At 71.0% G+C, this 21,580-nt stretch carries 17 protein-coding genes; 5 read left to right on the forward strand and 12 right to left on the reverse strand.

The annotated features are described in order from the left end of the window. Positions 1-39: 39 nt before the first annotated feature. From ACIQNU_RS01720 to ACIQNU_RS01760, 9 genes are all read right to left on the reverse strand, one after another. The gene (locus ACIQNU_RS01720; RefSeq protein ID WP_401359681.1) at positions 40-1,026 is read right to left on the reverse strand and encodes a glutamate ABC transporter substrate-binding protein; all 987 of its coding nucleotides are present in this window, start codon (positions 1,024-1,026) and stop codon (positions 40-42) included. A gap of 14 nt (positions 1,027-1,040) precedes the next feature. Beyond that, positions 1,041-2,519 carry a hypothetical protein gene (locus ACIQNU_RS01725; protein WP_401359684.1) on the reverse strand — a complete coding sequence of 493 codons (1,479 nt, stop codon included), beginning with the start codon at positions 2,517-2,519 and terminating at the stop codon, positions 1,041-1,043. Positions 2,520-2,742: 223 nt separating this feature from the next. After that, positions 2,743-3,759: an N-acetylglucosamine kinase gene (locus tag ACIQNU_RS01730; RefSeq protein WP_401359686.1), complete on the reverse strand. Its 1,017-nt coding sequence runs from the start codon at positions 3,757-3,759 to the stop codon at positions 2,743-2,745. After that, the gene (locus tag ACIQNU_RS01735; RefSeq protein ID WP_401359688.1) at positions 3,756-5,021 is read right to left on the reverse strand and encodes a 6-phospho-beta-glucosidase; all 1,266 of its coding nucleotides are present in this window, start codon (positions 5,019-5,021) and stop codon (positions 3,756-3,758) included. The genes ACIQNU_RS01730 and ACIQNU_RS01735 overlap by 4 nt, the downstream gene beginning before the upstream one ends. A 5-nt stretch (positions 5,022-5,026) precedes the next feature. Beyond that, positions 5,027-5,920, reverse strand: a complete 894-nt coding sequence (locus ACIQNU_RS01740) for a carbohydrate ABC transporter permease (protein ID WP_401359690.1) — start codon at positions 5,918-5,920, stop codon at positions 5,027-5,029. Between the two features lie 4 nt (positions 5,921-5,924). Next, the gene (locus ACIQNU_RS01745) at positions 5,925-6,866 is read right to left on the reverse strand and encodes a carbohydrate ABC transporter permease (RefSeq protein ID WP_401359691.1); all 942 of its coding nucleotides are present in this window, start codon (positions 6,864-6,866) and stop codon (positions 5,925-5,927) included. Positions 6,867-6,878: 12 nt separating this feature from the next. Beyond that, positions 6,879-8,216 carry an ABC transporter substrate-binding protein gene (locus ACIQNU_RS01750; protein ID WP_401359694.1) on the reverse strand — a complete coding sequence of 446 codons (1,338 nt, stop codon included), beginning with the start codon at positions 8,214-8,216 and terminating at the stop codon, positions 6,879-6,881. Positions 8,217-8,283: 67 nt separating this feature from the next. Next, positions 8,284-9,495, reverse strand: a complete 1,212-nt coding sequence (locus ACIQNU_RS01755) for an ROK family transcriptional regulator (RefSeq protein WP_401359696.1) — start codon at positions 9,493-9,495, stop codon at positions 8,284-8,286. A gap of 180 nt (positions 9,496-9,675) precedes the next feature. Continuing rightward, positions 9,676-10,737, reverse strand: coding sequence for a mechanosensitive ion channel family protein (locus tag ACIQNU_RS01760; RefSeq protein ID WP_401359698.1), 1,062 nt, complete (start codon positions 10,735-10,737; stop codon positions 9,676-9,678). A gap of 409 nt (positions 10,738-11,146) precedes the next feature. Between ACIQNU_RS01760 and ACIQNU_RS01765 the strand changes: the two genes are divergently transcribed. The 4 genes from ACIQNU_RS01765 (at position 11,147) to ACIQNU_RS01780 (ending at position 14,736) form a co-directional block, all read left to right on the forward strand. Beyond that, positions 11,147-11,683, forward strand: coding sequence for an HNH endonuclease (locus ACIQNU_RS01765; RefSeq protein WP_389881583.1), 537 nt, complete (start codon positions 11,147-11,149; stop codon positions 11,681-11,683). Positions 11,684-11,998: 315 nt separating this feature from the next. After that, entirely contained in the window at positions 11,999-12,319 is a 321-nt protein-coding gene (locus ACIQNU_RS01770) for a hypothetical protein (RefSeq protein WP_401359702.1), read from the forward strand. Further along, a complete protein-coding gene (gene malQ / locus ACIQNU_RS01775; protein WP_401359704.1) occupies positions 12,320-14,392 on the forward strand; it encodes a 4-alpha-glucanotransferase in 2,073 nt (690 codons plus the stop codon). A 104-nt stretch (positions 14,393-14,496) separates the two neighbouring features. Next, complete coding sequence (locus tag ACIQNU_RS01780) at positions 14,497-14,736, forward strand: hypothetical protein (protein ID WP_401359707.1); 240 nt, start codon at positions 14,497-14,499, stop codon at positions 14,734-14,736. A gap of 120 nt (positions 14,737-14,856) precedes the next feature. On the opposite strand, the gene pepN is transcribed toward ACIQNU_RS01780, so the two are convergent. The 3 genes from pepN to ACIQNU_RS01795 all read right to left on the reverse strand — a co-directional run bounded on the left by pepN (position 14,857) and on the right by ACIQNU_RS01795 (position 20,844). Beyond that, positions 14,857-17,427: an aminopeptidase N gene (pepN, locus tag ACIQNU_RS01785; protein ID WP_401359710.1), complete on the reverse strand. Its 2,571-nt coding sequence runs from the start codon at positions 17,425-17,427 to the stop codon at positions 14,857-14,859. A 143-nt stretch (positions 17,428-17,570) separates the two neighbouring features. Continuing rightward, positions 17,571-18,602, reverse strand: coding sequence for an aspartate-semialdehyde dehydrogenase (locus ACIQNU_RS01790; protein ID WP_401359713.1), 1,032 nt, complete (start codon positions 18,600-18,602; stop codon positions 17,571-17,573). Positions 18,603-18,729: 127 nt separating this feature from the next. Continuing rightward, positions 18,730-20,844, reverse strand: a complete 2,115-nt coding sequence (locus ACIQNU_RS01795) for a TerD family protein (protein WP_401359715.1) — start codon at positions 20,842-20,844, stop codon at positions 18,730-18,732. A gap of 223 nt (positions 20,845-21,067) precedes the next feature. Between ACIQNU_RS01795 and ACIQNU_RS01800 the strand changes: the two genes are divergently transcribed. Next, positions 21,068-21,580 (forward strand): RNA polymerase sigma factor, encoded by a 513-nt coding sequence (locus tag ACIQNU_RS01800; RefSeq protein ID WP_401359718.1) that lies wholly within the window; start codon positions 21,068-21,070, stop codon positions 21,578-21,580.

Consider the following 21,580-nt stretch of genomic DNA (forward strand, 5'->3'; position numbering starts at 1 on the left):
TTTCGTCTTCGTCTTTGTTTTCGTCTTCGTCCAGGCAGGTCAGTCGCGGTACTGCGGGGCCGGGGGTCCGGAGGTCTTGCCGAGGTCGTCCGCCAGCCACTCGTCGTAGGAGACTTGCCAGCGCTGCTTCCGATAGTCCACCAGAACCTGGTTGACCCGGCGCACCAAGTCGTCGGAGCCCTTCTTCATCGCCACGCCGTAGTACTCGGTGGTGAAGGTGTCGCCCTTGATCTCGACCGTCGGGTCCTGCGCGGCCTGGCCGGCGGCGAGCGCGCTGTCGGTCACCACGGCGTCCACCTCACCGAGCTGGAGCCGCACCAGGCAGTCGAGCTGGTTGGGCACCGTGGTGGAGATGTCGGCGCCGAACGACTCCTTCTTCAGCTCGGTCTCGGCGGTGGAACCGGCCGCCGAGCACACCTTCCGGCCCTTCAGCGAGGCGTTGTAGCCGGTGATGTCGGAGGTCCGCGGGGCCAGCACCTGCTGCCCGGTCTTGAAGTAGGCCGTGGAGAAGTCGACCTGCTTCAGCCGGTCGCAGTTGATCGTCATGGTGCGCACGATCATGTCGACCTGGCCGCTCTGGAGCGCCGGTATCCGCTGGTTGGTGGGTATCGCGCGGAACTGGACCGTGCCGCCGGCCGGGAGGATCTGGTCCGCTATCGCCTGCGCGAGGTCGATGTCGAAGCCCGACAGACTGCCGCCCGGCTTGTTCGGGTCGCGGTAGCCCCAGTTGTAGCTGTTCTGGTCGACGCCGATGACCAGGCGCTTCTTCTCCCGGATCGCGGAGACGACGGGGCCGCTGTCGGACGGCGACGGCCGCAGGCTCGATGCCTCGGGCTTGCAGGTGTCCGCCTTCGCCCGGGTCGCGTCGGTGACACCACCGCCGTAGGCGCTGTCGTCGCCGTCCCCGCCCGAGGTCGTCAGGGGCAGCAGGACGAGCACCGCCGTGAGGACGCACGCCAGTGCCGTCGCCATCGCGGCGACGCCGCCCCAGCCGCGCAGGCCGGCCCGTACGCGTCGTGCACCCATCGCAGTGCCCCCTTTCACCGGTACTCCGAAAGCCTGCGCCCGATACCGAGCACCGCGCCCGCCGCCGCGAGGACGCCGAGGACGGCGGCGCCGATCGCGAGGCCGGTCATGGCGCCCCTGCCGTCCTTTGCCGCGTTGTCGAACTGGGTCTGCTCATGGGTGAGAGCCGTCTCCAGGGCGTCGTCGACGTCGTCGAAGCACACGCGGGTCGGCTTGTCCGCCGCAGTGCCGATGATCTTGTCCAGCGCGCCCTGGTAGTCACCCGCGTCATCGCGGTCACGGGCCGTCAGATGCCGTTCCTGCCATACCTTCATGGCGCCGGTCGCCTTCTCCACCGGGTCCTTGCCCGCCGCGTCGTTGGCGAGCGCCAGCGCCTGCGCGAGCAGTCCGTCGGTGCCCTTCGGCCCGCCGAGGAGCTTCATCTGCTCCTGGTACGCCACGTCGTACTTGTCGAGCACCTTGTCGCCGACCTCCACCGTCTCGGCGCCCCGGCTGACCAGGGTCAGGTTCTCGTTGCCCCGGGCCTTCAGCGAGGCGATCCGGGCGTCGTGCAGGACGTTCAGCGAGCGGACGCCGTGTTCGTAGGAGTCGTTGAGGCCGGCGCGCGCGACGCTGTGCCCGACGACCAGCCAGAGCAGCACCACCGTCGTCGCGGCCGTCGCGCCGAGGAGCCCCTGGTTGAACACCCGGTTCGTCCGCCGGTAGTTGCGGCGCTGCGCCCACCCCAGGCCGCCGAGCGCGACGACACCCAGCGCGATGGCCGCCCATGGATACGGCGTCGCGCTGTTGTAGTCGCCGCGCAGCCGTACGTTCTCCTCCTTGTACAGCTTCTCGGCGGCCGGGAGCATCTGCGTCTGCATCTTGTCGTTGGCGTACCGCAGATACGCGCCGCCCAGGGGCAGTCCCTGGCGGTTGTTGGAGCGGGCCCGCTCGATCAGCCCGGTGTACTCCGGGAGGAGCCTGTTCAGTTCGGCGATGGCGGCGGCCGACGGGGTGCCCGTGCCGGTGTTCGACGCGGCCGTCGCCAGCTTCTCCGACGCCGTGTCGATGTCCTTCGTGTACCGGTCGATGACGTCCTTGGGCTCCTGCCCGCCCGCGAGGAAGCCGCTGGACGCGGCCGTGTTGGCGTCGGCGAGCGAGCGGTAGACCGCGGCGGCGTCCGACGTCAGGGGCTGGCTGCGGTTCAGTACGTCGTCGGCGGCGGCCGAACGGTCCGTCATCTGCCAGGCGGTGACCGCCCCGAACGCCACCACGAGCACCGCCAGGACGGCGCCGATGACCCGCAGCCTGCCCGGCTCGGTCGTCGCGGCCGACCGCAGCCGATCGACGCCCTCCGCCCACGCGGTGCGCCGCTGCGGCCCGTCGGGCGGCGGCGCGGGCGTGACGGCACCGCCGCGCGGTGACGGCACCGACGGCGGAACGGGCGGCGGCACCGCCGGCATCGTGGGCGTCGCCTGTCCCGGCGGCGCGCTGCCGTTCGGCGGGTACGTCACTCGACCTCCCCCAGGTCCATCCGGTCACTCCGGGCCCCGCGCGTCGGGCGCGGAGAGGAGTGCACGGCCGCAAGTATTGCCCAGAGGCCCGCATCCGCACAGACATTGACTGGATCTTGAGCGGAACGCACAGCGCGGTCCAAGATCCCCGCGCTGCCCCTCTCCTTGAATACGAGTCTGCGGCCTGTTCGGTTCCCGTTCGGCGCCGCCAGTCGGCCGCCGGTCAGCCGACGTTCGCGCCGCCGTTCTCGAAGTGCGCCCGTACGCGCGCGTGCACCACGTCCGGAGCGCCGAGCCGGTCCAGACCGAGGAGCACCGAGCCGAGCACCGGAGGGGCCGTGACGACCTGGGGGACCGCCTTCGGCGCCCGGTCGGCGAGCAGGGCGTGCACCCGGTCGTCCAACTGGGGGTGACGGGCCGCGAGCACGCCGCCGCCGAGCAGGACAGGCGTCGGCTCGTCCAGCAGGTCGAGCCGGCCGAGGGCGACCACCGCCATGGCGACCACCTCGTCCGCGAGCCGGTCGACCAGGGAGCGCGCCACCGGGTCGCCGTCGGCGGCGGTGGCGAACAGGACCGGGGTCAGCTCGCGCTGGCGCACCAGGTCGATGTGTTTCAGATGCAGCGCCTCGATGAGCGCGTACATCGTGTCGAGCCCGAAGTGCGCGGGCAGGGTGCGGGCCAGCGCGGTCGGCCCGCCGCGCCCGTCCTCGGCGCGTGCCGCGTGCCACAGCGCCTCCTCGGACATGCCCCAACCGCCGCCCCAGTCACCGGAGATACGGCCGAGCGCGGGGAACCGGGCGGTGCGCCCGTCGGGCCGCATGCCGACGCAGTTGATGCCCGCGCCGCACACCACGGCGACGCCCCGGGGCTCGGCGATGCCGGCCCGCAGGATCGCGAAGGTGTCGTTGCGCACCTCCACGGCGGCGCCCCAGCCCCGGCGGCGCAGCGCCTCGGCGAGTTCCCGTTCCTCGACGGGAAGATCGGCGTTGGCGAGACAGGCCGAGACCTGGTCGACGCCGTGCACGCCGGCCTCGGCGAGCGCCGGGAGCACGGCGTCGGCCAAGACGTCGACGGCCGTCTCGATGCCGACGACGGGCGGCTGGAACCCGCCGCTGCGGCCCTTCGCGGCGACCCGGCCGTCCGCCGTGACGACGGCGACATCGGTCTTGCTGTTGCCCGCGTCGATCGCGAGCACGGACCCCGCCTCGACCGACACGGGGGTGGGCACGGTGCCGGTCATGCCCACGCGAGGTGCTCCCGGTTGTGCGCGATGAGCTGGTCGGTGAGGGCGTCCGCATAGGCGTACTGGCCGACCAGCGGGTGCGAGAGCAGCGCCCGGAACACCCGGTCGCGGCCCCCGCGCAGCGCGGCCTCCAGAGCCAGCTCCTCGTACGCGGTGACCTGCGCGACGAGCCCCGCGTACAGCGGGTCCAGCGTGGGCACGGCGAGCGGCGTCGGGCCCTGGGTGCGGACGGCGGCCTGCACCTCGATGACGGCGTCGTCGGGCAGGAACGGCAGCGTGCCGTTGTTCAGCGTGTTGACCACCTGGTACGGGCTGCCGCCCCCGCCGAGCAGTGCGGCGGCGAGGTCGACCGCGGCCTCCGAGTAGTAGGCGCCGCCGCGCTTGGCGAGCAGCTCCGGCTTCTCGTCCAGCGCCGGGTCCCCGTACATCGCGAGGAGTTCCTTCTCCATCGCGGCGACCTCGGCGGCCCGCGACGGCTTGGTCCTCAGCTCCCGTACCACCTCGTCGTGCGCGTAGTAGTACCGCAGGTAGTACGAGGGAACGGAGCCGAGCCGGTCCACGATGTCGCGCGGCAGCGAGAGGTCACCGGCGATGGCGTCGCCGTGGTCGGCGAGCAGCTTCGGCAGCAGGTTCTCGCCCTCGGGACCCCCGAGTCGCACACCGGTCTCCCAGGTGAGGTGGTTGAGCCCCACATGGTCGAGGTGGACGTCGGCGGGCGCGACGCCGAGCAGTCCGGCGAACTTCCGCTGGAAGCCGATGGCCACGTTGCACAGCCCGACCGCCTTGTGCCCGGCGTGCAGCAGCGCGCGCGTGACGATGCCGACCGGGTTGGTGAAGTCGATGATCCAGGCGTCCGGGTTGGCGCGGCGCACCCGCTCGGCGATGTCCAGGACCACCGGGACGGTCCGCAGCGCCTTGGCGAGGCCGCCCGCGCCGGTGGTCTCCTGACCGACGCAGCCGCAGGTCAGCGGCCAGGTCTCGTCGTCGTTACGGGCGGCTTGGCCGCCGACGCGCAGTTGCAGCAGGACGGCGTCGGCGCCTTCCACGCCCGCGTCGAGATCGCCGGTCGTGGTGATGGTCCCCGGGTGGCCCTGCTTGGCGAAGATGCGCCGGGCGAGCCCGCCGACCAGCGCGAGGCGGTCCTCGGCGGGGTCGACCAGGACGAGTTCCTCGATCGGGAGGGTGTCCCTCAAACGTGCGAAACCGTCGATGAGTTCGGGGGTGTAGGTCGATCCTCCGCCGACCACGGTGAGCTTCATATGTACTAGCCCTTCACTCCAGTGAGCGTGACGCCCTCGACGAACGCCTTCTGGGCGAAGAAGAAGACGAGGATGACAGGTGCCATGACCAGCAGGGTCGCGGCCATGGTCAGATTCCAGTCGGTGTGGTGCGCGCCCTTGAACGACTCCAGGCCGTAACTCAGGGTCCACGCACCCGGGTTCTCCGAAGCGTAGATCTGCGGCCCGAAGTAGTCGTTCCAGGCGTAGAAGAACTGGAACAGGGCGACCGCGGCGATACCGGGCTTCGCCATCGGCAGGACGATCCGCAGCAGGGTGCGCAGCTCCCCGCAGCCGTCGACCTTCGCCGCGTCGATGTACTCGTTCGGGATGGTCATCAGGAACTGCCGCAGCAGGAAGATGGAGAAGGCGTCGCCGAAGGCCATCGGGATGATCAGTGGCCACAGGGTGCCGGACAGGTCCAGCTGCTTCGCCCAGAACAGGTACATCGGGATGATGATGACCTGCGGCGGCAGCATCATCATCGAGATGACCAGCATGAGAGACAGGTTCCGGCCGCGGAAACGGAACTTGGCGAGGGCGTACGCCACCGGGATCGAGGACACCACCGTCAGGACGGTGCCCAGGCCCGCGTACAGCAGGGTGTTGCGCCACCAGGTCAGAAAGCCCGGTGTGTCGAAGACCTTGCGGTAGTTGGACCACTCCCAGGTGTGCGGGATCAGGTCGCGGGTCAGCGCCTGCTGGTCGCTCATCAGTGAGGTCAGCAGGACGAAGACGAACGGCAGTACGAAGAAGAGGGCGGCGGCGACGCCGAGCGCGTGCACGGCGATCCACTCCAGGAGCGCCCTGCGGCGCGCGGTGCGCTCGCTGTCGCCGCGCGGTGCCGTCAACTCGGCCGGTCGGTCGATCAGTTGGGTCATGGCGTCAGTCACCTGTCCCGATCAGGCCGCCGCGGCGCCGCATCAGGAGCGCGGTGAACACCATGGCGAGGGCGAACAGGACGAGCGCGATCACACAGGCGGAGCCGTAGTCGAAGCGCTGGAAGCCGAGGTTGTAGACGAGCTGCGGCAGGGTCAGCGTCGACTTGTCGGGGTAGCCCGGCTCGAACTGCTGCCCGGAGCCGCCGATGATGCCCGACGCGACCTTCCCCGCGACCAGCGGCTGTGTGTAGTACTGCATGGTCTGGATCACGCCCGTGACCACCGCGAACATCACGATCGGCGAGATGTTCGGCAGCGTGACGAAGCGGAACCGCTGCACCGCCGACGCCCCGTCCAGCTCGGCGGCCTCGTACTGCTCCTTCGGCACGTCGAGCAGGGCGGCCATGAAGATGACCATGAGGTCGCCGACGCCCCACAGCGCGAGCATCGTCAGGGCCGGCTTGGACCAGGACGGGTCGCTGAACCAGCCCGGCTGCGGCAGCCCCAGATCGCCGAGGAGCGAGTTGACCGGGCCTGTCCCCGGGTTGAGGAGGAACGCGAACGCCATCGTGGCGGCGACCGGCGGCGCGAGATACGGCAGGTAGAACAGGGTGCGGAAGACGCCCGTACCCCTCTTGACCTTGGTGATCAGCAGCCCGATGCCGAGCCCGAAGACGACCCGGCAGCTCACCATCACCAGGACCAGCCAGAGCGTGTTCCCCAGGGCCGGCCAGAACATGGGGTAGTCGGTGAAGACGTACGACCAGTTCGCGAAGCCGTTCCAGGTGGGCGGCTGGAAGCCGTCGTACTTCATCAGCGAGAAGTAGACCGTCGACAGCAGCGGATAGGCGAAGAAGACCGTGAAGCCGATCAGCCACGGCGACATGAAGGCCAGCGTTCTGAGCGCCGACCTGCGGCGCTTCGAACGGAGCGTGTACGTGCTCATCGCGGGGCCCGGCTACTTCTGCTGCGCGATGTCCGTGTCGATCTCCTTGGCGGTCTTCTCCAGACCGGCCTTGAGATCGGTGACCTTGCCCTTCTCGTAGTCGTAGCCCAGGTTCTGGATCGACACGAGGTACTGGCCGCCGTTCGGCGACGCGGGGGTGCTCGTGGAGTTCGGGTTCTGCGCGATGTCCAGGAACGTCTTCCAGCGCGGGTCGTACTTCAGCTTCGGCGACTTCAGCGCCTCGATGGTCGAGGGCACGTTGTGGATCGCGTTGGAGAAGTTGACGACGGCGTCCGTGTCCGTGGTCATGAACTTGACCAGTTCCCAGGCGGCGTTCTGCTTCTTGCTGGTGGACGCGATCCCGGCGATGGTGCCGGTGATGTAGCCCTTGCCGTACTGGTCCACCTCGTCGTCGGGCACCGGCAGCGGAGCCACGCCGATCTCGAACTTCGGCTTGCTGTCCTCGGCCATCCCGAGCCGCCACTCGCCGTCGAGCTGCATCGCGACCTGACCGGTGTGGAAGGGGTGCGTGGCGCCCCACTCGTCACCGAACGTGGCCCGGTACTTCTCCAGCTTCTGGTACCCGCCCAACCCGTCGACCAGCTTCTTCTGGAAGGTGAAGCCCTTCTCGAACGCTGGGTCCTTGGCGACGTTCGACTTGCCGTCGGCGTCGAAGTACGTCGGCGACCACTGCCCGAAGAGGTGCTCGGTCGTCGTCTCGTAGCCGTGGTAGTTCGGCATGAACCCGAGCTGCTCGTACGAATCGCCCTTGGTCTTCGTCAGCTTCTTCGCGTCGGCCTCGAACTCCGACCAGGTCTTCGGCGGCGCGTCGATACCGGCGGCCTTGAAGGCGTCCTTGTTGTAGTAGAGGCCGTACGCGTCACCGAGCAGCGGCACCGTGCACCGCTTGCCGTCGAACTGCGTGTACTCGTTCATCGGCTTCGGGAACGTCTTCTCCGGGTCGATGCCCGACTTCTCGAAGAACGGCGCCAGATCGACGAAGGCACCCGACGAGCAGAACTTGCCGACGTTGTTGGTGGTGAAGGACGACACCACGTCCGGGGCGGACGAACCGCCCGCGCGCAGCGCCTGGTTGATCTTGTCGTCGTTGATGTTGCCGACGACCTTCACCTTGATGTTGGGGTGGGCCTTCATGAAGGCGTCCACGTTCGCCTGGACGCCCTTCACCTCGGACTCGGCGCTCCAGCCGTGCCAGAAGGTGATCGTCGTCTTCTTGGACGCGTCGTCGGTCGCGCCGGAGCTGGACTGGCCCGTACAGGCCGTGGCGAGAAGGGCTATCGAGGCGGATGCGGCGAGCGCTGCCGCCGCCTTCCGGCGCTTACCGGACATGGCGGTGTCTCCCTACGGACGGGGCGGTGCGGGACAAATCGGGGTGGGTGGGCGGGAAAAATCTGGTTCAGCGCGAGGTGTCGAAGACCTCGTCACGGGTGGCCGCGAGGGCGCTCTCCAGCGCCCCGCGCAGCACGGGATGCTCGGCGACCTCACCCACGACGAGCCGGGGGCGGACCGCCGCGAGTTCGTCCAGTTCGGCCTGCACCAGCTCCCGCAGGGCCTCGCCGCCCGCCGTGAACAGGGCGCCGCTGAGGACGACGAGTTCCGGGTCGAGCACCGAGACGAGCGAGGCAAGACCGGTCGCGAGGCCGGTGGCGTAGATCTCCAGGAGCCGTCGGTGCGGGCCGTCGTTCACCCGTGCCGCCTGGGCGATCAGGGCGGCGGCGACCTCCGCGTACGGGCCGCTCGGCACCGGGGTGATGCCGAGTTCGCGGGCCAGGCGGGGGACCACCTGGGAGCCGGCCAGCTCCTGGTAGCCGCCGCTGTTCGCCCGGGTCACCTGGCGGACCAGGGGTGCGCCGGGCACCGGCAGGAAGCCGACCTCGCCGGCGCCGCCGGTCCAGCCGCGGTGCAGCCGCCCGCCGATGACGAGCGCGGCGCCGAGTCCGCCCTCGTTCCACAGCAGGACGAAGTTCTCGTGCCCGTGCGCCGCGCCGAGGCGCTGTTCGGCGATGGCGGCGAGGTTCACGTCGTTCTCGTACTCGACGGGCATCGGCAGGGCCGCCGCCAGCTCGTCCAGGAGGGTCGGCGAGTGCCAGCCCGGCAGGTGCGAGGCGTACCGCAGGCGGCCGGTGTTCGGGTCGAAGGCGCCCGGGGTGCCGATGGTGACGCGGTGCAGATCGGCGCGGGCGAGCCCGGCGGCCTTGACTGCGCCGTCGAGCGCGTCGGTGACCAGGCGGACCACGGGGACGGAGGAGTGGCGTCCCGGGGTGCGCAGTTCGTACTCGCCGACCGTGCGCCCGGTGATGTCGGCGACGGCGGCGCGGATCCGCTCGGGGTTCACATCGAGCCCGGCGGCGTGGGCCGCGTGCGGGTTCACCGCGTAGAGCTGCGCGTTCGGTCCCGGCCGGCCCTCGGTGGTGCCGGTGGCCAGGACGAGCCCCGCGGCTTCGAGGCGGGCGAGCAGTTGGGAGGCGGTCGGCTTCGACAGGCCGGTGAGCTTGCCGATCCGGGTGCGGGACAGGGGGCCCTGGCTGAGCAGCAGGTCGAGGGCGGCACGGTCGTTCATGGTGCGCAGGACGCGCGGTGTGCCCGGGGTTCCGGCCGTTCCCGCCATGGGCGACGACACCTGCCCTTCCCACTCGAAGATCTGTTAGGAAAGTTTCCTATTCGGTGGGAGGAAGGTAGGCCGCGCGCAAGAGTCCCGTCAACGGCCGACGCCTCCACGGCAACCAAGTCGTTACCTGCGGAGGCGTCGGGGGGTGTGAGTGTCGTACGGGCCTATGGGCTGCGGCGGCTACTTGGCCAGATTGGTCGGCGGTATCGGCGAAGCGGCCAGCGACTGCGGTGAGGTCGCCGACGCGTACGCGGACGGTGCCGCCGTCCCGGCCGCCGGATCGGCCACCGCCTCGGTCTCCGTCTGGAGCGGGAGCCCGCCCACGATCCGGATGCCCGCCTCGTCGAACGCCCGCTTGATCCGCCAGCGCAGCTCCCGCTCCACACTCAGGGACTTGCCCGGCATGGTCTTCGCGGAGACCCGCACCACCATCTGGTCGAGCAGCACGCTGTCCAGGCCGAGGACCTCCACCGGGCCCCACAGCCGCTCGTTCCACGGCTCGTCCTTGGCCATCGCCGCGCCCACCTCGATGAGCTTCTCCTGCACCCGGTCCAGGTCCTCGTCCGGGCGGACCGTCACATCGACGCCCGCCGTCGACCAGCCCTGAGAGAGGTTGCCGATCCGCTTCACCTCGCCGTTGCGGACGTACCAGATCTCCCCGTTGTCGCCGCGCAGCTTCGTCACGCGCAGCCCCACCTCGATGACCTCGCCCGACGCGACACCCGCGTCGATCGTGTCGCCGACCCCGTACTGGTCCTCCAGGATCATGAAGACGCCGGAGAGGAAGTCGGTCACCAGGTTGCGCGCGCCGAAACCGATCGCGACACCCGCGACACCGGCCGACGCGAGCAAAGGCGCGAGATTGATCTGGAAGGTGCCCAGGACCATCAGCGCGGCCGTGCCCAGGATCAGGAACGACGCCACCGAACGCAGCACCGAGCCGATGGCCTGCGAGCGCTGCCGGCGCCGCTCCACGTTCACCAGGAGCCCGCCGAGCGCGGTGCCGTCCACGGCCTGCACGGTCCGGTTCATCCGGTCGATCAGCTTGGTGATCGCCCGCCGTATCACCACCCGCAGCACCACGGCGATGGCGAGGATCAGCACGATGCGCAGCCCGATGCTCAGCCAGGTCGACCAGTTCTGCTCGACCCAGCTCGCGGCGTTCGTCGCATGCTCCTGGGCGTCCTCCAGGGTGACGGGGTCCGGATCGGATCCGGCAGCCGTCAGGACGGACGAGAACACGGCAGGTACCTCCAGGCGTAGCGGACTGCCCGCGCCAGGGGGACGGCGGTACGGGGGCTCGCGCGCCGCGGGCAGGCTCACCACACTAACGGGGCATCGTGTGCCGATCGTTGTCATGTTCTACGGAGAGACCCTCCTCACCTGCGGCGGAACGGTAAAGGGCCGCTCCCGGACGGTCATACGCGTGACCGACCGCACATTTCCCGCGCCCGGCGCGCGCCCGGCCCCGGAGAACCCGCCAGGAACAACAGGTGGGAGCCGTGCGACACGCCGACGGCGGGCCCGGGAACGGAAAACTCCTTCACCCCGTTACCAGGAGGTGGTGGCGCTACGACCAGGCATGAGGGGAGACTGGTCAGCAGATCGTCCCGGCGCGAGCCACGCGCCGCCGGCGTAATAGGAGGCATCCGTGCCGCATGTCCTGGTCCTCAACGCGTCGTACGAGCCACTCGGCGTCGTACCGCTCCGCCGCGCTCTCGTCCTCGTCCTGGAGAACAAGGCAGTCGCCTTGGAGGAATCCGGCGCCTTCATGCACAGCGCGACCATCACTGTTCCAGCACCCAGCGTGGTCCGGCTCAAGCGGTTCGTCCGGGTCCCTTACAGGGGGCCCGTTCCTCTGACCCGGCGCGCCCTGTTCGCCCGGGACGGCGGCCGGTGCATGTACTGCGGTGGCGTCGCAACCAGCGTCGACCACGTCATTCCGCGCAGCCGCGGAGGTCAGCACGCCTGGGACAACGTGGTGGCGTCCTGCCGCCGCTGCAACCACGTCAAGGCCGACCGGCACCTGGTCGAGATCGGCTGGCGCCTGCGCCACAAACCCGCCCCGCCCACCGGTCTCGCGTGGCGCATCATCGGCACGGGCCATAGGGACCCGCGCTGGTTGCCCTACCTGGAGCCGTATGGCGCGGAAGACGCCATGGCCCGGATCGACGGCATTTCTGCCTGACGGATCCGGGCCTTTGTCATCCCGGGGACCGTTCCTGTGAACACCGGCGAACGGTCGCCCGCCGACGTGCGCGCGGACCCTCGACGGCTGTGCGCGGAATCACCCGGTCCGGGGGAGTGAGGCTTACCGGACGACACCGGGGGATACCGATGAACCGACACCGATGAACCGACACCGATGGACGGATATCGGACGGGACACGTCTGCGGCGGCGATGCCTGGGTAGGTCCTGCCTGACCCCGGATCACCGCACCGCATCCGGATCACCGCACCGCACCGGGATCACGCACCTCACCCACGACAAGGAGGCCACCCGTGGCCGCATCGGCGCACCTTCTGCTCTCGGCGCTGTCCAAACATCCGGATGAGCCGCAGGCCCCGACCCTCGCGGTCGTCCCCGCCCAGGCCACGGCGTCCGACGACCGCTGCCCCTTCTCGTCCGCCGTCGGAGTCTCCGAGGCCGAGGGCACGTCCACCGCCGAGGGCGCCTGGGCCGAGCCGCCCCTGACCAGCGAACCCCCGCTCGCCGACACGGCCCCGCTCACCAGCGAACCCCCACTCGCCGACGTCCTCCCGCTGACCAGCGAGCCCACCTCCCTCACGACGGCCGCAGGCCAGGACCCGTCGGTGGCCTAGATGCCCCTGTCCCGGCTCGCCGGCCTCTACGGCGTCGCCACGTCGTACGCCCCGTCGCCCGACGACACCGTGTCCGCGTCCGACGCCGCCGTGCGCGCTGCCCTGACCGCCCTGGGCGTCGACGTCAGCACCCCGGAAGCCGTCGAGGCAGCCCTCGCCGACCGCGAACGCGAACTGGCCGAACGGCTCCTGCCGCCCACCCTCGTGTGGTGGCCCGGCAGCCCGCCCGACGCGCTCACGGCACTCCCGTCGGGCACCCGCGTCCAGGTCACACCGGAACACGCCGAGGCGCCCACGGACCTCGCCGTCGGCGGCCTGGAATCCGCCCCGCTCCCCCCGGGCGTGCACACCCTCACGGCCGCCGCGCCCGACGGCCGCACCGCGCAGACGCACCTCGTCGTCGCCCCCGCCCGCGTCCCCGACCCCGGCGACCGCGCGTACGGCCTGCTCGTCCAGTTGTACTCGCTGCTGTCCCGGCGCTCCTGGGGCATGGGCGACCTCGGCGACCTCGCCGAACTGGCGGCCTGGGCCGGACGCTCGCTCGGCGCCGGATTCATCCAGGTCAACCCGTTGCACGCGGCCGTACCCGGCCCGCCCACGGACCCCTCGCCCTACCGCCCGTCGTCCCGCCGCTTCGCCGACCCCGTCCATCTTCGGGTCGAGGACATCCCCGAGTACGCGTATCTGGACCGGGCCGACCGCGAGCGCGCCGACGACCTGGCCGAGCGGGCCGCGACCCTGCGCGCCTCCGTCCTCGACAAGGACGCGCTGATCGACCGCGACGCCGTCTGGGACCTCAAGCGGCAGGCCCTGGAGCTGATCAGACGGGTGCCGCTCGGGCCCGGCAGGCTCGCCGCGTACTGGGACTTCCTCGCGCGCGAGGGCGAGGCCCTGGAGGACCACGCCACCTACTGCGCGCTCGCCGAGGCGCACGGCGCCGACTGGCACCAGTGGCCCGAAGGGCTGCGCGACCCGCGCTCCCCGGAGACCGCCCGCGCGCGCGGCGAGCTGATGGACCGCGTCGACTTCCACTCCCGGCTCGCCTGGCTCACCGACGCCCAGCTCGGCACCGCGCAGCGCACCGCGCGCGACGCGGGCATGCCGATCGGCCTGGTCCACGACCTCGCCGTGGGCGTGCACCCGGACGGCTCCGACGCCTGGGCACAGCAGGAGTACCTCGCCGACGGCATGTCCGTCGGCGCGCCCCCGGACGCGTTCAACGCGCGCGGCCAGGACTGGGGCCTGCCGCCCTGGCGCCCCGACCGCCTCGCCGCCTCCGGCTACGCCCCCTACCGACGGCTCCTGCGCGCCCTGTTCCAGCACGCGGGCGCCCTGCGGATCGACCATGTGATGGGCCTGTTCCGGCTCTGGTGGGTGCCCCAGGGCCGCCCGCCGACCGAGGGCACCTACGTCCGCTACGACGCCGAAGCCATGCTCGCCGTCCTCACCCTGGAGGCGGACCGGGCCGGCGCCCTCGTCATCGGTGAGGACCTGGGCACCGTCGAACCCGGCGTCCGCGAGGCGCTGCGCGCGCACGGCGTGTTCGGCACCTCGGTGCTCTGGTTCGAGCGGGACTGGGACGGCACCGGGCGACCGCTGCCGCCGGAGAGCTGGCGTACGGACTGCCTGGCCACCGCCACCACGCACGACCTGCCGTCCACGGCGGCCCGGCTCAGCGGCGAGCACGTCGAGCTGCGCGACCGGCTCGGCCTGCTCACCCGCCCGCTCGCCACGGAGCGCGCCGAGGCCGCCGCGGAGGCCGGGGAGTGGCTGGCCCTGTTCTCCCGGCTCGGCCTGATGCCCGAGGGCGTGGGCGGCGCGCTGTCCGGCGACGCGGAGGAGGCAGCGGTACGGGCCGTCCACCGGTACCTGCTGCGCACCCCCGCGCGGATGGTCGGCGTCTGGCTCCCGGACGGCGTCGGCGACCGCCGCCCGCAGAACATTCCGGGCACCTGGGACGAGTATCCGAACTGGCGTCTGCCCATCGCCGACGCCGAGGGCCGCCCGGTCACCCTGGAGGACCTGGCCTCCTCACCGCGCCTCCACGCGCTGATGGACGTCTTCAAGGAGTGAGCCTTCAAGGAATGAGTGTTCAGGGAGTGAGCCTTCGGGGAGTGACCGGGCGTGTACGGGACCCCGGGCGCGCGTCCGGTCCGGGGGTTCGCTACGTTTGCACCGTGGACAAGAAGAACGCCCTGCGCGCCGGCGCCCTGGCTTCCGGTACGACGCTGATGATGCTGCTGATGTCGTCTCCCGCGCTCGCGCTGACCCGCGACGCCGGTGACGACCCGGGCCCCGGTCTGAGCGTGGCCGAGACGCTCGGCCTCTATGTCGCGATCCCGATCGGGCTGTTCCTGCTCATCGCGGGCCTCGTGGTGGTCGGCGACAAGTCGCGCAAGCAGCAGAAGCAGGGCTGACGGCAGGGCTGACGGCGGGGCCGGCGGCCCACCCGAAACCGTACGCCGAGGGCGGCGGTCACCGTGTGAACACGGTGGCCGCCGCCCTTGGTGTGTGTGCCGGGCGACCTGCTCCCTGGCTTACGCGCGCGCGTCGGCCGCCTGGGCCCTCAGCGCCCGCTCCACGCCTGCCCGTGATTCCGAGATCAGGCGGCGGAGGGCCGCGTTCGGGTGGGCCGAGGTGAGCCAGGCGTCCGTGGTGTCCAGGGTGGACTGGTCGACCTGGAGAGCCGGGTAGAGGCCCACCGCGATCTGCTGGGCGATCTCGTGCGAGCGGGTGTCCCACACGTCCTTGACCGAAGCGAAGTACTTCTCCGCGTACGGGGCGAGCAGTTCGCGCTGGTCCGTCTGGACGAAGCCCCCGATGACGGCTTCCTGCACGGCGTTCGGGAGCTTGTCCGACTCCACGACCGACTCCCACGCCTCCGCCTTGGCCTCCGGCGTCGGCCGGGACGCGCGGGCCGTGGTCGCGTGCCGCTCACCGGCGGCCGTCTTGTCCCGCTCGTACTCCCCGGCGATCTCCGCCTCGTCGAAGCGGCCCACGGCGGCGAGCCGCTGGACGAACGCCCAGCGCAGCTCGGTGTCGACGGTCAGGCCCTCGATCGACTGCTCGCCGTGGAGCAGGCCCTCCAGGAGGTCGAGCTGTTCCGGCGTACGGGCCGTCGCCGCGAAGGCGCGCGCCCAGGCGAGCTGGTGGTCGCTGCCCGGCTCGGCGGCCCGCAGATGCGCCAGCGTCGCCTCCGTCCAGCGGGTCAGACCGGCCTCACGCCAGGCCGGGTCCGCGTACAGGTCGAGGGCGAGCTTCACCTGGCGGTGCAGGGACTGCACGACGCCGATGTCGGACTCCTTGCCGATCCCGGACAGGACCAGCTCCAGATAGTCGCGCGTGGCCAGTTCGGCGTCGCGCGTCATGTCCCACGCCGACGCCCAGCACAGGGCGCGCGGCAGCGAGGCGTCGAAGTCGCCCAGGTGCTCGGTGACGAAGGCGAGGGATGCCTCGTCGAGGCGGACCTTGGAGTACGACAGGTCGTCGTCGTTGAGCAGGACGACCGCCGGACGGGCCTTGCCGACGAGCTGCGGTACGGCGGTCAGCTCGCCGTCGACGTCCAGTTCGACGCGCTCACCGCGCACCAGCCTGCCGTCCGCGTCGAGGTCGTAGAAGCCGATCGCGATGCGGTGCGGGCGGAGCGTCGGCTCGCCCTTGGCGCCGGCCGGGAGAGCCGGGGCCTCCTGGCGTACCGCGAACGCGGTGATCGTGCCGTTCGCGTCCGTCTCGATCTCCGGGCGCAGGATGTTGATGCCGGCCGTCTCCAGCCACAGCTTCGACCAGTTCTTCAGATCGCGGCCCGAGGTCTCCTCCAGCGCGCCGAGCAGATCGGACAGGCGCGTGTTGCCGTACGCGTGCGCCTTGAAGTACCGCTGCACGCCCTGGAAGAACTCGTCCATGCCGACGTAGGCGACGAGCTGCTTGAGTACCGAGGCACCCTTCGCGTACGTGATGCCGTCGAAGTTGACGAGGACGTCGTCCAGGTCGTTGATCTCGGCCATGATCGGGTGCGTCGACGGGAGCTGGTCCTGCCGGTACGCCCAGGTCTTCATGGAGTTGGCGAACGTCGTCCAGGAGTGCGGCCAGCGCGAACCCGGCGCGTACGCGAGGCAGGCGATCGACGTGTACGTGGCGAACGACTCGTTCAGCCACAGGTCGTTCCACCACTCCATCGTCACCAGGTCGCCGAACCACATGTGGGCCAGCTCATGGAGGATGGTCTCGGCGCGGACCTCGTACGCCGCGTCCGTCACCTTCGAGCGGAACACGTACTGGTCGCGGATGGTGACCGCGCCCGCGTTCTCCATCGCGCCCGCGTTGAACTCCGGGACGAACAGCTGGTCGTACTTGGCGAACGGGTACGCGTAGTCGAACTTCTCCTGGAACCAGTCGAAGCCCTGCCGGGTGACCTCGAAGATCGCGTCCGAGTCGAGGAACTCGGCGAGCGAGGGACGGCAGTAGATGCCCAGCGGCACGGACTGCCCGTCCTTCTCGTACACGCTGTGCACGCTGTGGTACGGGCCGACGATCAGCGCCGTGATGTACGACGAGATCCGCGGCGTCGGCTCGAAGACCCAGATGTCGTCCTTGGGCTCGGGCGTCGGCGAGTTGGAGATGACGGTCCAGCCGGACGGCGCCTTCACGGTGAACTGGAAGGTGGCCTTCAGGTCGGGCTGCTCGAAGGACGCGAACACGCGCCGCGCGTCCGGGACCTCGAACTGCGTGTAGAGGTACGCCTGCTGGTCGACCGGGTCCACGAACCGGTGCAGACCCTCACCGGTGTTCGTGTACGCGCAGTCGGCCACGACGCGCAGCACATTGGCGCCTTCGAGCAGGCCGGGCAGGGCGATACGGGAGTCCGCGAAGACCTCGGCCGGGTCGAGCGGGTCACCGTTCAGGGTGACCTCGTGGACCGTCGGCGCGACCAGGTCGATGAAGGACGCGGCGCCTGACTCGGCGGAGTCGAAGCGCACCGTGGTCACGGACCGGTACGTTCCTCCCTCACCCTGCGCACCGCTGAGATCGAGGTCGATCTCGTACGCCTCCACGGTGAGCAGCTTCGCCCGCTGCTGAGCCTCTTCGCGGGTCAGGTTTGTGCCAGGCACGCGGTCATCTCCTCGGTATGCGACATTTGCCGGTCATCCTTCCACGCGTAGGGAAGGGCGCGCCGGGCGAGGGAAGGGGCGGTCCCGTCGTGGGGGACCGCCCCTGGGGTGGGTGGTGCGGGGGGCAGGGCCGGGGGCAGCGCTTACGCGCCCTTCAGCTCCGCCGCGACCAGCTCCGCGATCTGCACCGCGTTCAGCGCGGCGCCCTTGCGGAGGTTGTCGTTCGACACGAACAGCGCGAGGCCGTGTTCGACGGTCTCGTCGGCGCGGATACGGCCCACGTAGGAGGGGTCACGGCCCGCGGCCTGGAGCGGGGTGGGGATCTCGGAGATCTCCACACCCGGCGCGGCGGCCAGCAGCTCGTACGCGCGCTCCACACCGATCGGGCGGGCGAAGCGGGCGTTGATCTGGAGGGAGTGGCCCGAGAAGACCGGGACCCGGACACAGGTGCCGGAGACCTTCAGGTCCGGGATCTCCAGGATCTTGCGGGACTCGTTGCGGAGCTTCTGCTCCTCGTCGGTCTCGAAGGAGCCGTCGTCCACGAGCGCGCCCGCCAGCGGCAGCACGTTGAAGGCGATCGGCCGCTTGTAGACGGCGGGCTCGGGGAAGTCGACCGCTTCGCCGTCGTGCGTCAGCTTGTCCGCGTCGGCCGCGACCTTCTGGACCTGTCCGTGCAGCTCGGCGACCCCGGCGAGCCCGGATCCCGACACCGCCTGGTAGCTCGCGACGACGAGCGCTTCGAGGCCCGCCTCCTCGTGCAGCGGCCTGAGGACGGGCATCGCGGCCATCGTGGTGCAGTTCGGGTTGGCGATGATCCCCTTCGGGCGGTCCGCCACGGCGTGCGGGTTCACCTCGGAGACGACCAGCGGCACCTCGGGGTCGCGGCGCCACGCGGAGGAGTTGTCGATCACCACGGGGCCCTGTCCGGCGACCTTCTCGGCCAGCGCCCGCGAGGTCGCGCCGCCCGCCGAGAACAGCACGATGTCCAGGCCGCTGTAGTCGGCCGTTGAGGCGTCCTCGACGGTGACCGGGGTGCCCTTCCAGTCGAGCGTGGAGCCGGCCGAGCGCGCCGAGGCGAACAGGCGCAGCTCGTCGACCGGGACCTGCCGGTCGGCCAGGATCCTGAGCATGACTGTGCCGACCTGACCGGTGGCTCCGACGATTCCGACCCTCACGGTGACTCCTCCAACGCCTACGACATGGGCGAACGCTTCCATCATGCGTCTGTCCCCGGCCCGCCTGTCCAATCCATTGCCCGGGGAGTGGGACGGGCCGGGGGCGGGGGCTGTGATCACTCCCGTGTCACTTCCGGGCCTCGATGGTCCACTTGCCCGAGGTCCGGACCTGGAGATACCCGCTCGGCACCCGCTGGAGCCCCGGGCCCAGGCTGATCCGGCGCACCGGCTCAAGCCGGGCGTCCAGCTCCCACAGCACCATCAGGTCCAGCGTGCCGCGCCCCTGGTGCGTGAGCATGACGTCGGTCTCGGGGCCGGGGTTGTGCACCACGCCGTATCCGGTGCCCGACACGGACCCGTCCAGGACCGGGGCCCCGGAGAGGGGCTGGGGCTCGGCCCGCCAGCCGGTCCGGTCCCCGGTGGTGATCAGGACAAGGCAGTGGCCGGTGTCCGGCACCCACAGCGGCCCGGTGACCGGACGGCGGCCCGTCGTGTCCGCGGAGATCGCCTTGCGGCCCTCCGGCTGCGCCGTGTGCACGCTCAGCGGGTCGTCGTCCGACGTGAGCCGCCGCAGATCGAGGAGCGCGGGCGGACCGTCGTAACGGAACACGGTGCTTCCCGTGCCCTCCACCGCGCCGGACAGCGCGGGCGCCTGGTCCAGGGGCACCAGCCGCAGCTTCCACTCCCGCGCGTCCGTGATCCGGAGCCGCTGCTCGCTCTCGCCCTCGCGGAACAGCAGCGTGCGGCCCCGCTCGCCGTTGTTCTGCCCCCGCAGGAAGGTGTCCTCGTCGTCGTACTCGTCGAGCACCACGACCGTGTACCCGAAGAGCGCGCCGTCGCCCGTCAGCTCGTAGTCGAGCAGGGCCGGGCTGCCCGGGGACGGGTTGACCAGGGTGACAGTGGCCTGGCCCCGGCCCTGGTAGACGCCGGAGAGCTGGGCGGCGCCCTGGTCGAACACCGGCAGCGGGCGGGCGGCGAGCGACCAGGGGCCGTCCGCCTCCACGAGCAGCAGCAGCGGGCCGTCCGGTACCGGCGCGGTCTGGGTCAGCGGCCCGATCTCGTTGACGAGCAGATCGCGGTCGTCCAGGTCCTGGGCGGTCTCCGTCTCCAGGCACCAGATCGCGAAGCCGCCGCCCCCGTCCTCGTCCCCGTCGAACCGCGCGTCGAGATCGGCCGCCGTCCCCGTGTACACGATCACCTCGGGGCCCTGGCCCTCGATGGCGGTGCCGAGATGGCGGACCACCGACACGGGCTGCACCACCACGGTCCAGTCGCTGTCCGCCTCCACGCGCAGCCGCAGCGGGCGGTCCGGCGGGATCAGGGTGAGCGTCCGGCCGCGGAAGTCGTGCCCGCTCGTGTTGAACAGCAACTCGTCGTTCTTGTTGCGGTGGTCGAGGGTCTGGACACCGAAGTAGCCCTCGCCCTGGTGCCATGCCTCGACGATCACCGGGCCCGGCGGTACGGGGGCGTCGACGGTGACGACGTCGTTGCCGCGCCCGCGCCGGGCGAAGGGCTGGAACTCGGCGCCGAAGACGAAGGGGGCGGCGGGGGCAGCGGGGGCGGCGGGGGCGGCGGGGGTGGAAGGGGTGGCGTCCTGGGGGGTGCCCTGATGCTGCGCCGACTGGTGGAGCGTGGGCGTGGGGTTGAGCGGCGGCGTGGGGTTGAGCGGCGGTGTGGGCTGGAGCGGCGCCTGCGCGGGCGCGGCGTCCTGGGGCTCCTCCGCCACCGAGATCCCGAAGTCCGTGGCCAGACCGGCGAGTCCGGAGTCGTACCCCTGCCCCACCGCCCGGAACTTCCAGACACCGTTCCGCCGGTAGAACTCGCCGAGCACGAACGCCGTCTCGGTCGACGCGTCGGTCACCGTGTACTGCGCCACCGGAAGCCCGTCGGGGCCGACCGTCTGCACATACAGACCGGGCACCGCGCCGAACACCCCGCCGTCGCAGGACGCGGCTATCACCACCCGCTGGACCTCCGGCTCGACGGCCGGGAGATCCAGTTCGAGCCACTCGGCGATCTGACCGCCGCCCTCCGCCGTGCCCGCGTGCCGCACCGCGCCCGACGGGTGGTGCGGCTGGTTGTAGAAGACGAGGTCGGCATCGCCGCGTACCTTGCCGCGCGCGTCGAGCAGCAGCGCGGACGCGTCCACGGTCGGGGCTCCGGGTGCCTGGCCACGGCACACGGCGACCCGTACCGGGGCTGCGGGAACAGGGGTGTTGGCGCCTTTGGTGATGTGCGTCATGGGGCACATGGTGACAGTGGAGACGCCGTGAAGTCGATGGGTTCCTTCGGTGAAGGACGGATGGGCGGGGATACGAAGAATCCGGAACGAAACCCTCCGTGGCGATCACCCGTAAGCGCACCCGTGGCCGCACCCGCAACCGCACCCCGTTCGCATCACCGAGAATTCCTTCGAACGTTTCCGGCCCCTCCGGCGTCTTAGGGGAAACGCGGGGTTGGGGAGGGTGGCATTGCTGTGGCGCAGAGGTCGTGACGCGGACCCGCTGAACGCGGCCCAGGAGAACCGGGTGCGCGCGGTCCTGGCGCTCGGCGGGGTCCCGTACGCCGATCTGCCGGACGGGGTGCAGCAGGTCAGGCTGCGGCTGCTCGAACGGGCCGCCCAGGGGCACGAGGCGCCCCGCGACGTGTCCGCCTGGGCCGCCGTCGTCGCCTCGAACCTCGCCATGGACTGGCACCGCGCGCGGCGCCGGCAGGAACGGCTCGGCGAGCGCCTCGCCGGACTGCGCCAGGAGCACCCCGGCGGCGGGGAGACCCGGGTGACCTCGCTCGCCGTGGCCCAGGGCCTGGACGAACTCCCGGACAACCTCCGGCAGGTCGTCGTCCTGCGCTTCTACGCGGACCTTCCGGTACGGGACATCGCCGAGCAGTTGGACATCCCGGAGGGCACGGTCAAGAGCAGGCTGTACACGGCGGTACGGGCCCTGCGCGCACGACTGCACGAGGACGAGGTGGTGTGA

Source organism: Streptomyces sp. NPDC091292, assembly GCF_044757265.1.
Taxonomy (GTDB): Bacteria; Actinomycetota; Actinomycetes; order Streptomycetales; family Streptomycetaceae; genus Streptomyces.